Raw genomic sequence first — 14,218 nt, forward strand, 5'->3', positions numbered from 1 at the left:
CCTAAACTATGATTAATTATTTTACTATATTTAGCATTGCTATACAAAAAGTAAAACAAAGTGCAGAAACTACTGTAACTCGCGCTAGCATTGATTCAGCTGTTTTGGTTTTGTTTTTTGCAAAAAAAGTTTCCGAAGTCCCTCCTATAAGGCCACTTAATCCATCTGTTTTACTAGGTTGCATCATAACTGAAACAATTATAGCAATTGACGATATAACCAATAAAACAATTATTAAACTACGCATATATACACCCCCTGTTTATTAAATTCTTGACTATTTTAATATATTATAAGGTATCTTACAATAAAATGTAATTTATCTGCTTACTACACTATTATTGTAAAAAAACATAAAAATATATTTTTATCATTATAATTTTATGTTAATTCTAACACAATTTCATTTAAAAATCCACCTTAGACTTAATAAAAAATAAGAGCATAGCCGTAAAGACTATACTCCTATTTTATTACTAACTATCTTTTTATATTATAGAATGCTTTTATTCCTCTATATTCAGCTGCTTCTTCTAATTCTTCTTCTATTCTTAGAAGCTGATTGTATTTAGAAACTCTTTCACTTCTAGCTGGAGCACCAGTTTTAATTTGTCCTGCATTCATAGCTACAACTAAATCAGCTATTGAAGTATCTTCAGTTTCTCCTGACCTATGAGAAACTACTGCAGTATATCCTGCACGCTCTGCCATTTCTATAGCATTTAAAGTTTCAGTTAGTGTTCCTATTTGATTTAATTTTATAAGAATTGAATTTGCAACTTTTTTATCAATTCCCATTTTCAATCTATCTGTATTAGTTACAAATAAGTCGTCACCAACTAATTGAGTTTTATCCCCTATTTTATCTGTTAAGTATTTCCAACCATCCCAATCTTCTTCAGCCATTCCATCTTCAATAGAGATTATTGGATACTTGTTAACAAGTTCTACATAATAATCAGCCATTTGTTCTGGCGTAAGTACTCTTCCCTCTGATGCTAAGTTGTACTTACCATCTTCAAAGAATTCAGATGCTGCTGGGTCAAGTGCTATAAATATATCTTTTCCTGGAACAAATCCAGCTTTTTCTATAGCTTCTATTATGATTTTTATAGCTTCCTCATTTGATGATAAATCTGGAGCAAATCCACCTTCATCACCAACACCAGTAGCGAGTCCCTTACTCTTTAATAATGCTTTTAGTGCATGATAGACTTCTGCACTCATTCTTAAAGCTTCTTTAAATGATGTTGCTCCTACTGGCATAACCATAAACTCTTGAAGGTCTACATTATTATCAGCATGGCTTCCACCATTTATAATATTCATCATTGGAACTGGTAAAACTTTAGCGTTTACTCCACCAATATATTGATATAATCCAAGTCCTAATGACTCAGCAGCAGCTCTTGCACATGCAAGTGATACTCCTAGAATCGCATTAGCACCAAGTTTTGCCTTATTAGGTGTTCCGTCAAGTGCTATCATTGCCTTATCAATAGCTACTTGATCATATACATTCATTCCAACTAGTTCGTCAGCTATTATATTATTTACATTGTTAACAGCTTTTAAAACTCCTTTACCATTATATAAATCTTTATCTCCATCTCTTAATTCTACTGCTTCAAATATACCAGTAGAAGCACCTGATGGTACTGACGCTCTTGCTATTGTTCCATCTTCGAGTGTTACCTCAACTTCAACTGTTGGAAATGCTCTTGAATCTAAAATTTGTCTTGCAAAAATATCAATGATCTCAATAAAGTTTTTCATATTATCTTACCTCCAAATTTTTTATCTATGTTATTATTACCTAAGTTTAATCAATATAATCCTAAGTTTAATAGAATTTAAACTAAACTCAGATAATATAATAGTTTGATTCAATTTTCATTTAAAATTTAATGATATTTCAGCGATCCAGTAGATTACTTAATTAAAGATTGCCCTGTCATTTCGCTAGGTACATCGAGCCCCATAACTTGTAGCATAGTAGGTGCAATGTCTGCAAGTATTCCACTCTCTCTTAAATCTTTAATGTGATTTGACACATATGTGAATGGAACTAAGTTTGTAGTATGTGCAGTCATTGGCTTACCAGACGCGTAATCAATCATTTGCTCAGAGTTTCCATGATCTGCAGTTATAAATACAGTTCCGTCTTTACCGAGTACTGACTCAACAACTTTTCCAAGACATTCATCAACTGTTTCTATAGCCTTTTTAGCAGCTTCAAAAACTCCTGTATGACCTACCATGTCCGGATTAGCATAATTTAATATTATCATGTCATATTCATCCGTATCTAATCTTTTAAGTAACTCTGCAGTAACCGCGCGGGCACTCATTTCTGGTTGCAAGTCATAAGTTGCGACTTTTGGAGATGGTATTAATGCTCTATCTTCATTATCATTTGGAGCCTCAACACCACCATTAAAGAAAAACGTAATATGAGCATATTTTTCAGTTTCAGCAATTCGGAGCTGTTTCTTACCCATTTTACTAACATATTCTCCAAGTGTATTAGTGTAACTTTCTGGTGTATATGCAACATCAACATTTTCTATAGATAGATCGTATTGAGTAGTACATACATAATTAAGATTTAATGACTCTCTTTTAAAACCATCAAATACCTTATCATTTATTGCTCGAGTTAATTCGCGAGCTCTGTCTGGTCTAAAGTTAAAGCATATTACAGTATCGTTATTACTAATAGCTGCAACTGGTTTATTATTTTCCATTATAACAGTTGGAAGAACAAATTCATCTGTCTTGTTATCATGCATAGCTTTTTTAACTGCCTCTATTGCTGATGTATCTTTCTCACCTTTAGATAGGACCATAGCATTATATGCAAGTTCCACTCTTTCCCATCTCTTATCTCTATCCATAGCATAATATCTACCACAAATAGTAGCCATTTTACCAAGACCTATTTCATTCATATATTCTTCTATTTCTGTTATGTATTTAAGTGCTGAACCTGGTTGCACATCTCTACCGTCTAAGAACGCATGAACATAAACTTTTTTAGCGCCTTTATCTTTAGCTAGCTTTATTAAAGCTTTCAAATGATCAATATGAGAGTGAACTCCTCCATCAGAAAGTAATCCTAAAAGATGAATTGAAGAATCTGCTTTTATTGCTTTATCTATTGCTTTGTTAAAAGCAACATTCTGAAAGAAGTCTCCTTCTTTGATTTCTTTTGTTATTTTTGTTAGTGCTTGATATATAATTCTACCAGCACCTATATTTAAATGACCAACTTCTGAATTTCCCATTTGGCCTTCTGGAAGTCCTACTTCTAGTCCACTTGCAACTAATTTTGTACTTGGGTATTTCTTTATTAACCTATCATAATTCGGTTTACTTGCTGCAGCTACTGCATTTCCATCTACGGTACTTGATAATCCAAATCCATCTAAAATCATTAACATTACCGGTTTTTTCGACATTTATTTCCCCCCACTAATTGTTTCTAAAAGCAATACACATTTCTATGTATTGCTATTTTTGTAATTTATTATAATTATAATTAACCAACCAATATGGCCATTTACTTTAGTAAATGAATCTACTTTAGTAGATGAATCTACTTTAGTAGTTTACTATTCCGGCGAAGTCTTGTGCCTTAAGGCTAGCTCCTCCGATTAAACCACCATCTATATCTGATTTAGCCATTTGTTCTTTTATAGTTGATGGTTTAACAGAACCACCATATTGAATTCTAACTTTTTCAGCTACTTCACTACCAAACATAGCTCCAACAGTTGCCCTTATAAATGCAATTGTCTCATTAGCTTGATCAGCAGTTGCAGTTTTACCTGTTCCTATAGCCCAAATTGGTTCATAAGCAATAACTAATTTTTCCACTTGCTCTTTTATAAGTCCTTCTAAATCTAATTTTACTTGACTTGCTAAAACTTTTTCTGTAATATTTCCTTCTCTATCACTAAGAGTTTCTCCTACGCAAAGTATAGGAATAATATTATGGCTATAAGCAGCTTTAAGCTTTTTGTTTACAGCTTCATCTGTCTCATTGAAATATTGTCTTCTTTCACTATGTCCAATTATAACATAATCAACGCCAATATCTTCTAACATTCCTGGAGAAATTTCGCCTGTAAAAGCACCACTTTCTTCATAAAACATATTTTGAGCTCCAACTTTTATATTTGTACCCTTAGTTGCTTTTATTACTGCATCTAAACATAAAAATGTAGGGCAAACAACAACATCACATTTTGCATCTTTAACTAATGGCTTCATTTCCTCAATTAAAGTTACAGCCTGTGCTACAGTTTTATTCATTTTCCAATTTCCTGCAATTATACCTTTTCTCATAAAAAAAACCTCCTAATATCTCTTTGTAATCGGTAAAACATATATATTTAAAACTTAAAAGTACCATAGTTTTATTTAACTATTTGTCTGTAAGAGCTTCAATTCCTGGTAATAATTTACCTTCTAAAAATTCAAGAGATGCTCCGCCGCCTGTAGATATATGAGTCATTTTATCTCCAAATCCTAATTGATTAACAGCTGCTGCACTATCTCCACCACCTATTACAGTAGTTCCATCAACTTTTGACATAGCCTCAGCTACAGCAATTGTTCCTTTTGCGAAGTTTTTAAATTCGAATACACCCATTGGTCCATTCCAAACAATAGTCTTAGCTGTGCTTATAGCACCTTTATATATTTCACAAGTCTTAGGTCCAATATCAAGTCCCATGTAACCATCTTTAATGTTTTGATCCAGTGTAACTACTGGCTCTGCATCAGCTGAAAATTTATCTGCAACTATATGATCAACTGGTATTAAGAATTTAATTCCTTTTGACTCAGCTTTTTGCATCATATCTTTAGCATATTCTACCTTATCTTCCTCAACTAGAGAACTTCCTACAGAATAACCACCGGCTTTTAAGAATGTATATGCCATTCCCCCACCAATTATTAGTGTATCTACTTTATCAAGTAAATTAGCAATAACAGCTATTTTATCAGATACTTTAGCTCCACCGAGTATTGCAACGAATGGTCTAACAGGACTATTTACTGCATCACCTAAGAACTTTAATTCTTTTTGAATTAAATATCCGCATACTGATGTCTTAACAAACTCAGTTACACCAACTGTAGAACAATGAGCTCTATGAGCTGTTCCAAATGCATCATTTACAAAAATATCTGCAAGAGATGCTAATTCTTTTGAAAAGTTTTCTTTGTTTTTAGTTTCTTCTTTTCTATATCTTGTATTTTCTAGTAATATAACGTCTCCATCTTTCATTTTAGATACGACAGATTTCACATTATCACTAACAACATTTGGATCTGCTGCAAAAATCACTTCTTTATTTAACATTTCGCTTAATCTTTTAGCTACTGGTGCTAAAGAAAGTTCTGGTTTTGCCTCGCCGTTTGGCTTGCCAAGATGTGAGCATAAAATTAATCTTGCTCCATTTTTAATTAAATATTCTATTGTTGGCATTGCACCTACTAATCTATTTACATCTGTAATTTCTCCATCTTTTAATGGCACATTGAAATCACATCTTACTAAAACCTTTTTGCCCTTAACCTCAATATCCTCAATTGTTTTCTTATTAAATTTCATACACATTCTCCTCTCACACTGTTTATATTATAAACTTTTTAACTATCAAATGTAGTATGTTCTGTGAACCATACTCATATACTGAAATAAGCAATAAAAAGGCCTGGTTCCATAGACTACCTATAAAACCAGACCCTAATACTATACTTACAGTTTTATAGTAAACTAAATTTTATAGTTTATCTGCAACAAATTTAGTTAAATCAGCTAATCTATTAGAATAACCTGCTTCATTATCATACCATGAAACTACTTTAACCATGTTTCCTTCAATAACCATTGTTGACATTGCATCAACGATAGAAGATCTTTCGTCTCCTTTGTAATCTATTGAAACTAATGGTTCTTCACAGTATCCAAGAATACCCTTCATTTCATTTTCAGAAGCTTTCTTAAATGCTGCATTTACTTCTTCTACAGTAACATCTCTTGAAACTTCACATACTAAATCTGTACATGAAACTGTTGGAGTTGGAACTCTTAATGAGAATCCGTTTAATTTTCCTTTTAATTGTGGTAAAACTAATGCTACTGCTTTAGCTGCACCTGTTGTAGTTGGAATCATTGATAATGTAGCAGCTCTTGCACGTCTCATATCATTATGAGGAGCGTCTAATAATCTTTGATCTCCAGTATATGAATGAATTGTAGTCATTAAACCTTTAACTATTGTAAATTCTTTGTCTAATATTTTAGCAAATGGTGCTAAACAATTAGTAGTACATGATGCATTAGATATTATGTTATGTTTTGATGAATCATATTTTTCTTCATTAACACCCATAACTATTGTTATATCTTCATTTTTAGCTGGTGCAGATATAAGAACTTTTTTAACACTAACTCCTAAATGAGCATTTGCTTTAGTAGCATCTGTAAAGAATCCAGTTGATTCAAGTACGATTTCTACTCCAAGTGAACTCCAATCAATGTTTTTAGGTTCTCTTTCAGCGAATATTTTAATTTCTTTTCCGTTAACAACTATAGAATTTTCTTTAGCTTCTACAGTTCCGTCAAATTTTCCGTAAAGTGAATCATATTTTAAAAGATGTGCTAGTGTAGCAGCATCTGTTAAATCATTGATTCCTACTACTTCTAACTCTGTTGAATAATTTTTTACTAATGCGTTAAATACGTTTCTTCCTATTCTTCCAAATCCATTAATTCCTACTTTTACCATTTTGGCAAAACCTCCTAAAATTTTAATTAAATAATTATATGTAAATATATAATTCTCTCTTTAATAAAATCATTATATAGTTTACTCTCTTTTTTCTAAAATATTTATAATTTTTTGTGCAGCCGCTTCATCAATTATCAAAACAGTACTAGAACGGTTGATTTCAGTGGCAATAATTGCTCTAGCTTTATTCTTTCCTGCTGCTACTGCAATTAGTATTTTTCCATGTTTAACATCTTCATTTTTTACCATAATAGTAGGTGTGGAATAAAGTATCTCACCTAATTCATTATAATATTGACCAAATGCTTCACCTACTGCACCCAATTCTTCAAGTTCTCTAATTTTTTTTTGTGGTATTCCCCTTTTAAGAGCCATATCTTTTGCGATACCTATACCATAAAGAAGAATATCAGCACTTCGAATTTTATCAATTATATTTTTTATTTCTTTTTCATTTAATATGGTTTCTAGTGCCGCGTTGCTTAAATTGTCAGGTACATGTAGTAATTCGTAATTTCCACCAATTCTATCTGCTAGCCTTGCAACCAAAGTATTAGCTTGCATTTCTACATTTCTCGCCATACCACCTCTAGCTGGAAGCACCAAGATGTTTTTGTATTTATTGTTTTTAGGAAAACTATCTACAACTTCTTTCACAGTAGTTCCACCGGTCAATGCAATTATACTATTATCTTCAATGACATCCATAGCATAATTTGCTGCTGCCTTCCCTAGTTCTTTAAGAACACTTTTATCTATTTCTACATCTCCAGGAACAATTATAACTTGCTTAAGCTTCAAGTGTTTTTCAATAGATTTCTCAATTTTAGATAATCCTTTGATTTCATGAATAAATTCCTTTAACTGATGTATAATTTCTTCTCCATCAGATGTTATAAACATACCCAATGCATTAACTTCAATTAAGTTCTGAGACTTCAGAAAATTTATTTCATTTCTTACTATTCTCTCGCTAATACACATATGATCTGATAAAATTCTACGTCCTATAGGTTGATTATAACATATCGTTCTTAATATATCATGCCGTTTTTCAAGAAGTTCTATCAATTCAGGCACTATTTTCTGTTCTAACTTTAAAATATTCTCCACTTGAACACCTTTCTGGACTGTTTAAGTCCCAGCATATATTTTCTGCTCCCACTTACATTATAGTTGAAATGCTAACATTTTTAAATTAGTATTTCCAAAAAAAATGTTAACATTCTGTTAACAGAGCTATTAAATAAACAAATTTTTAAAATCTTTTACGTTTATTTGAGCTTTTAATTTCAAGTTCTTCGCGATATTTTGCTACTGTTCTTCTAGAGATATTTACCCCTTCAGCATTTAACCGATTACAAATACTTTGATCAGACATTGGTTTTTTTGTATCCTCGCTCTCTACCAGTTCCTTAATGTTCTTTTTAATATTAATTGTAGATATATCCTCTCCGCCTATACCTGATGTTATTCCATTAGTAAAAAAATCTTTTATTTTAACGACTTTACCATCATTTATACTTACATATTTTTCTCTAATTGCACGGCTTATGGTAGATTCATGCATCTCTAAATTGTTAGCTATTATTTTAAGCGTCATTGGTTTTAGATATTCAACGCCTCTATCAAAATATTCCCTTTGAACTTCTAATATTTCTTCTAAAACTCTATACACAGTGTTTTTCCTTTGTTCAATACTTTTTATAAGAAACATCGCGCTATTAAGCTTATCTTTTACATATTCTACGGCTTCTGTATCTTTTTCATCTTTAATTATTTCTTTATACAAATTATTTATATTTAATTTAGGAAGTACATCTTCATTCATAGAAATAACATATTGATCATCAATTTTATTAATATAAGCATCCGGTACAACATATTTAACAGTCTCGCCCGTATAAAACCCTCTTGATGGTTTAGGTTCTAAATTTTTTATTATATCTCCATATTTTTGGACGTCACTTATGTTAATTTTTAATTTTTTTGCTATCTCACTATACTTATTTTCTGCGAGTAGTTCCAAATAATCATTTATTATTTTACAGATGTTTTCATCATCCATCCCTAGATTATACAATTGAATTATTAAACACTCTCTTAGATTTCTAGCTCCTATACCTTCAGGATCTAAAGATTGAAAAATTGAAAGAGCTATTTCTGCCTTTTTATTTGATATTCCAAGTTCTTTACATATGTCAGGTAGACTTGCTGATAAATAACCCTTATCATCTAAGTTTTCTGCCATGTATTTACATATACTTAAAATATCGCTTTTCTGGGTAAGTTCACCTATTTGCTGCTTAATATAATCTTTAAGAGATTTTTCCTCTGCAATATAGTAAAATGGAGAAACTTCATCACCATCATTCCTTGTTGCATTATTTTTTACTTTATATCCATCTTTATCAAGGTATTTAATTATTTCTTTATAATCATTAACATCATAGTCATTACTTTTGCTGTTTTGCAAATCTTTTTCCTCTAGCACTGGATTCTCTTGCATTTCCTTATTAACATACTGACCAAGCTCTTGTGCTGACATTTGAAGAAGTTTCACAGACATTTGCATTTCTTGCGTCATTATTAATTTTTGTTCTTGGACCAGGTTTAAGCCAAAATTAATATTCATTTTATCCATCACCTCATGTAAATCATCTTATAAATATTATAACATAGAGCGAATAGATTATACCTTAAGCTAGGTCTAAAAATAAAAAAATTCAGCATATTTTCCTATCACCATAATAAATGACAGGGCAAATATGCTGAGTTTCTTTTTTATGATTTGTTTTCAATGTAATGTTCAGCATGGGTAGCCGCTATTGCACCATCTGCGGAGGCTGTAATTACTTGTCTTAATAACTTCACTCTTATGTCACCTGCTGCATATACTCCCGGTATATTAGTTCTCATATTCTCATCAGTGATAACATCACCACGCTCATTCATAGTAATTTTCCCTTTATACAATTCAGATATTGGAAGATATCCTACGAACACAAAACATCCATCTGCTTTTAATTCACTAAGTTCACCAGTTTTAACATTTTTAAGTACTAAACTTTCTAACATTTCTTTACCTTTGGCTTCCTCAACTACGGTATCCCAAACAAACTTTATTTTCGGGTTTTTGAAAGCTTTTTCTTGAAGTGACTTAGCAGCCCTGAGCTCACTTCTTCTATGTATTACGGTAACAGTTTTCCCAAACTTAGAAAGGTATATAGCTTCAGATATAGCTGAATCTCCTCCTCCTAACACCGCAATGTCTAAATCTTCAAAAAAATCAGCATCACAAGTTGCACAATAAGAAACGCCCTTACCTCTCAGTTCTGTTTCATTCTTAAACCCACTAAGTCTAGGGAACGCTCCTGATGCTATTATAATAGTCTTAGTTTTATAAGTTTTATCCTTGCATTTGATTACTTTAATATCACCTTCAAGTTCAACTTCCAATACCTCTTCCATTGCAAATTGTGTTCCAAACTCTTCTGCTTGCTCTTTCATGCGTTTGCTGAGTGTTGCTCCTGTACAATTTTCAATGGATCCTGGGTAGTTATCAATTTCATTAGTTGTAGCTACCTGTCCACCAAACTCTGCTCTTTCTATTATTAAAGTATCCATTCTTGATCTTGATGCATATAGCCCAGCAGATAATCCTGCAGGTCCCCCACCAATAATTATAGTATCATAAATATGTTCCATGACTTAATCCTCCTATATTTTCACTTTATTTAAATCCATTTTGTGTTATGTAATATATACTTACAATATAAAAATAGTTTATCTTTTTACCTCATGCCTTTAAACCCTATCTGTCTAAGTGCCTCATATGCAACAATAGCTACTGTGTTTGAAAGATTAAGCGACCTAGTTGTACTGCTTATCATAGGTACTTTTATACATCTCTTAGGGTCGCTACCACGAACACTATCTGGAAGTCCTGACGACTCTCTTCCAAACACTATAAAATCTCCATCTTTATATTCTACGTCTGTGTAGAAATTCGATGCCTTTGTTGTAGAAAAATAAAAAGTTGAATTCTTATATTTTACGCGTAATTCTTCGTATGAATCGTGCAACTCTAAATCTAAATAAGGCCAATAATCTAATCCTGCTCTTTTAAGTTGTTTCTCCTCTAAACTAAATCCCAAAGGTTTTACAAGATGAAGTTTGCAATCTGTTAACACGCATGTCCTTCCTATATTACCAGTGTTTTGTGGAATTTCAGGTTGAAATAATACTATATTTAAATTCATAATTAATCCTCCTATTTTTCTATTGTCTCAGCTCTTTTATATGCTGCATCTGTTATTGCTTTTGGATAATGCATATATTCTAAAAGTTTAATTGCATTTCTTGTTTGTGAAACTCCCTTTTTAATCTTATAATCAAAGCTTAAACCCTTGTGGTTATCAACCTTTTCACTAAAGTAGTAAAACTCATAATTTTCTTTTAAAATATCAACTAATTCTCTATCATGTGTAGCTACAATTGAAATACTTTTTCCATTGTTTATATATGTTAATATGGCTGCTGACATAGAAATTTTTTCAATTGGGTTTGTACCCCTAAATATCTCATCAATAGGACAAAATACAGGTGCATCCTTTTCTAGAGCTTTAATTATACGTTGTATAGATTCTACCTCTGCCATAAAGAAACTCTTTCCCTTTGTTAAATCATCATTGGGGCTAATTGATGAAACTATGTTAAAGAAAGGTGCTTCATAATCTTTAGCCAATGCAAAATTAAAACTTTGAGCTAAAATTATATTTACTCCCATCATTCTTAAAAATGTGGATTTTCCAGCCATATTTGTACCTGTAAGCACAATTCCGCCTTTTTTTATGTTAATTGAGTTAGGAACAGCATTCTCTATAAGAGGATGTACCCCATCCTTTATATTCAAACTAATAGTCTTTGTAAACTTAGGTTTTGTGCATTGCTCCTTCAGATTATGTTCGTAACCTGAAATTGATATTAATGCTTCTAATTCCCCAACAATGTAGTAAAGATCCATTAACCTTTCTTTTTCTCTTTTTATTTTATGAGATATAGAATAATAGGTTGTTTCCTCTAAAAGAAAAATAACAGAAATGAATTCAAAAACACCCCCCCACATATTTATAATTCCTATTGTTTTTGTACTCAAATCTATGTCTTTCATACCTTTAAGAAGCGTTTTTATCTTATCTTTGTAATAAACAATTTCTTTATCATTTATACTTGCTATTTTTTTAGCTGCCTTAATATTCTTTTGCAAATAGAATATACCATTAGACTTAATTGCCCTTACTTCTGTAGAATTTATAATCATATTAATTGAACCTATAGCAAATAATAATATCATATATTTAGGACTTGCAAATATTGCAAGTAAAATCGCTATTGCTGGTATTACCTTACCTAGAATGCTGTACACATAATATTTAGTTTTATTTATGATAAGGTCAGTTTCAATCATATCTAAAAAACTATTTTTAGTATCACTATTTAATTCAAAAAAAATACACTGAAGAGTTTCTCGAAGCTTCGTGTTTTCTTTAATAGACTGAATCAATTTTCCTCTTTCTTTTAGCTTATCTTCCTTCATTAGCGGATTTCTAAGCATTGAGTATAAAGACGCTTCTCCAGGACTGCTATATGATCTATCCAGCTTTTCATACACCTTATTCATATCTAAATCATCCCAGGTCTGATCGTCTAATGTGTATTCACTCCTTTCACGCATGGTAAAAAACTTCTTAGCCTTATCAATGTTTCTTGTCTTATCCGCATCTTTATTATAATCTTTTCTTATTGATCCTAAATATTTGTTAATCATAGTACAATGCTCCTTTAGATTTTTTAATGTTCGCTTTAGTTTAATCAAACTGCTATTATCTCTTAGTTCCAACTTTCTTAACTTCATTTATAACGTGAAACGTATCTTGATTTATAATTTCAGTATTAACTAACTTTCCATTTTCATAAGTTTTTCTAGTCACTTTAACCTTAAAACCTGCATAACCTGTCTTTACAATCTCACTTTGACCTCGATACATTGTTGGGTCTTTTATAGTTTCTGTTTTAGGGTCAGTAGGTTCTGACACCTCATTTACTATTTCATAAGTTCTTTTAGTTAATGTAGAGTTAGAATATATATTGAAATGTATGTTTCCATTTGACAAAAGGCCTTCAATATATATTGGATACTCGAATGTATTTTTAAACTTATAATCAAGGTTTCCATAATCAACTGTAGCATCTTGTCCCTTCGGAATATAACCCGATGATATTGTATGATGAATTCTTTCTGCAGAAACAATCGAAGTTGAGAGCATTGCATTATACAAAGTAGATGAGACTTGACATATACCTCCGCCTAACCCCTGTTCCAATTTATCACCAATGATTACACCGGCTGCCTTGTACCCTCTTAAAGCAGTTCTCTCTCCTACAACATCATTAAAACTAAAAACATCTCCCGGCATAAGTAGTTTCCCATTTATACTCCCAGTTGCTAATGCTATATTTGTCGCTCTACCCTCTGATGAGCTACTAAAGTTAGTAGTATACCTTGATATCCTTGTATTTACTGTCTTTAATGCTGCCTCTGAAATTTTAGGTTTTATGTCCTTAACCGCAGCCTTTATATAATCATCATCCTTGGATACGCCAGCATCAATTTTGCTTTTAATATCGTTTTTTAATTTATCTACTTCTAACTGCTTTCCAATGACATCATTTGTAACAACAAATTGTTCACCCCTATCCTTAGTTATAGTTGCATTCTTTGCCTTTTTATCTATATCTTTAGCTATTCCCTTTAATATTTTGTCAACGGCCTTATCGTTATATTCAAAGGTTAGTTTTATTTGTTTACTCACAGGATGTGTTATGGCTTTGTATTTTTGAAACATATTCCTATCTTTCCCATAAGTCAATGCTTGTTCTACTGTTTGGTCAACATTGTACTTTGCCTCTAACATTTTATAGTCAATTATATATTTTTTTTCATCAGTTACTATAGTAATTTTTTTCTTCATGACCTCACTAGCATATTTGTCATTAATTATTGTTTGCGCTTCTTTCCTAGTTTTACCTGTTAAATCTTCATTTTCAATTTTAACTCCAGGTAAAATCAAAGAATCCCAATATTTCACTCTAATATAAGAGTAGCCACTAAATGTAAATGTACTAAATAAGATTAATACTCCTATTATTATAATTACTTTTTTTTTCATTATAATCTCCTTTTATACTCATAAATAGTATACTACAAAGAAGTCGATATTCCTATATGCTACTAACATGATGAAAAGTAAGTTTTTCTTTTTCTTATTTATCGCCTTTAAATCTATAATCTTGTATTAATTCATCATCTTCTATGGTAAAATTATACTTATGTTGATCTTATTTTG

The 14,218-nt window shown here is 31.4% G+C and carries 12 protein-coding genes; all 12 read right to left on the bottom strand.

Annotation, left to right across the window (positions count from 1 at the left end; all coding sequences use genetic code 11):
• Nucleotides 1–16 precede the first annotated feature (16 nt).
• The 12 genes from secG to A7L45_RS19840 all read right to left on the bottom strand — a co-directional run bounded on the left by secG (nucleotide 17) and on the right by A7L45_RS19840 (nucleotide 14,041).
• Nucleotides 17–247: a preprotein translocase subunit SecG gene (gene secG, locus A7L45_RS19785; RefSeq protein ID WP_071614370.1), complete on the bottom strand. Its 231-nt coding sequence runs from the start codon at nucleotides 245–247 to the stop codon at nucleotides 17–19.
• Between the two features lie 233 nt (nucleotides 248–480).
• Nucleotides 481–1,776, bottom strand: coding sequence for a phosphopyruvate hydratase (eno, locus tag A7L45_RS19790; RefSeq protein ID WP_071614371.1), 1,296 nt, complete (start codon nucleotides 1,774–1,776; stop codon nucleotides 481–483).
• Nucleotides 1,777–1,931: 155 nt separating this feature from the next.
• Complete coding sequence (gpmI, locus tag A7L45_RS19795) at nucleotides 1,932–3,461, bottom strand: 2,3-bisphosphoglycerate-independent phosphoglycerate mutase (RefSeq protein ID WP_071614372.1); 1,530 nt, start codon at nucleotides 3,459–3,461, stop codon at nucleotides 1,932–1,934.
• A gap of 142 nt (nucleotides 3,462–3,603) precedes the next feature.
• Nucleotides 3,604–4,350 carry a triose-phosphate isomerase gene (tpiA, locus tag A7L45_RS19800; protein WP_071614373.1) on the bottom strand — a complete coding sequence of 249 codons (747 nt, stop codon included), beginning with the start codon at nucleotides 4,348–4,350 and terminating at the stop codon, nucleotides 3,604–3,606.
• Between the two features lie 79 nt (nucleotides 4,351–4,429).
• A complete protein-coding gene (locus tag A7L45_RS19805) occupies nucleotides 4,430–5,626 on the bottom strand; it encodes a phosphoglycerate kinase (RefSeq protein WP_071614374.1) in 1,197 nt (398 codons plus the stop codon).
• A gap of 172 nt (nucleotides 5,627–5,798) precedes the next feature.
• Nucleotides 5,799–6,806 carry a type I glyceraldehyde-3-phosphate dehydrogenase gene (gap, locus tag A7L45_RS19810; protein ID WP_071614375.1) on the bottom strand — a complete coding sequence of 336 codons (1,008 nt, stop codon included), beginning with the start codon at nucleotides 6,804–6,806 and terminating at the stop codon, nucleotides 5,799–5,801.
• An 81-nt stretch (nucleotides 6,807–6,887) separates the two neighbouring features.
• Nucleotides 6,888–7,922 carry a sugar-binding transcriptional regulator gene (locus tag A7L45_RS19815; protein WP_071614376.1) on the bottom strand — a complete coding sequence of 345 codons (1,035 nt, stop codon included), beginning with the start codon at nucleotides 7,920–7,922 and terminating at the stop codon, nucleotides 6,888–6,890.
• Between the two features lie 145 nt (nucleotides 7,923–8,067).
• Nucleotides 8,068–9,438: an RNA polymerase factor sigma-54 gene (gene rpoN, locus A7L45_RS19820; protein WP_207647784.1), complete on the bottom strand. Its 1,371-nt coding sequence runs from the start codon at nucleotides 9,436–9,438 to the stop codon at nucleotides 8,068–8,070.
• Nucleotides 9,439–9,593: 155 nt separating this feature from the next.
• Nucleotides 9,594–10,517 (bottom strand): thioredoxin-disulfide reductase, encoded by a 924-nt coding sequence (gene trxB, locus A7L45_RS19825; protein WP_071614378.1) that lies wholly within the window; start codon nucleotides 10,515–10,517, stop codon nucleotides 9,594–9,596.
• A gap of 86 nt (nucleotides 10,518–10,603) precedes the next feature.
• Entirely contained in the window at nucleotides 10,604–11,071 is a 468-nt protein-coding gene (locus tag A7L45_RS19830; RefSeq protein WP_071614379.1) for a tRNA (cytidine(34)-2'-O)-methyltransferase, read from the bottom strand.
• 11 nt (nucleotides 11,072–11,082) lie between these two features.
• Nucleotides 11,083–12,639, bottom strand: coding sequence for a MutS-related protein (locus A7L45_RS19835; RefSeq protein ID WP_071614380.1), 1,557 nt, complete (start codon nucleotides 12,637–12,639; stop codon nucleotides 11,083–11,085).
• Between the two features lie 55 nt (nucleotides 12,640–12,694).
• Nucleotides 12,695–14,041, bottom strand: coding sequence for a VanW family protein (locus A7L45_RS19840; RefSeq protein WP_071614381.1), 1,347 nt, complete (start codon nucleotides 14,039–14,041; stop codon nucleotides 12,695–12,697).
• Nucleotides 14,042–14,218 lie beyond the last annotated feature (177 nt).

This window comes from Clostridium estertheticum subsp. estertheticum (genome assembly GCF_001877035.1).
In the GTDB taxonomy this organism is placed as follows: Bacteria; Bacillota; Clostridia; order Clostridiales; family Clostridiaceae; genus Clostridium_AD; species Clostridium_AD estertheticum.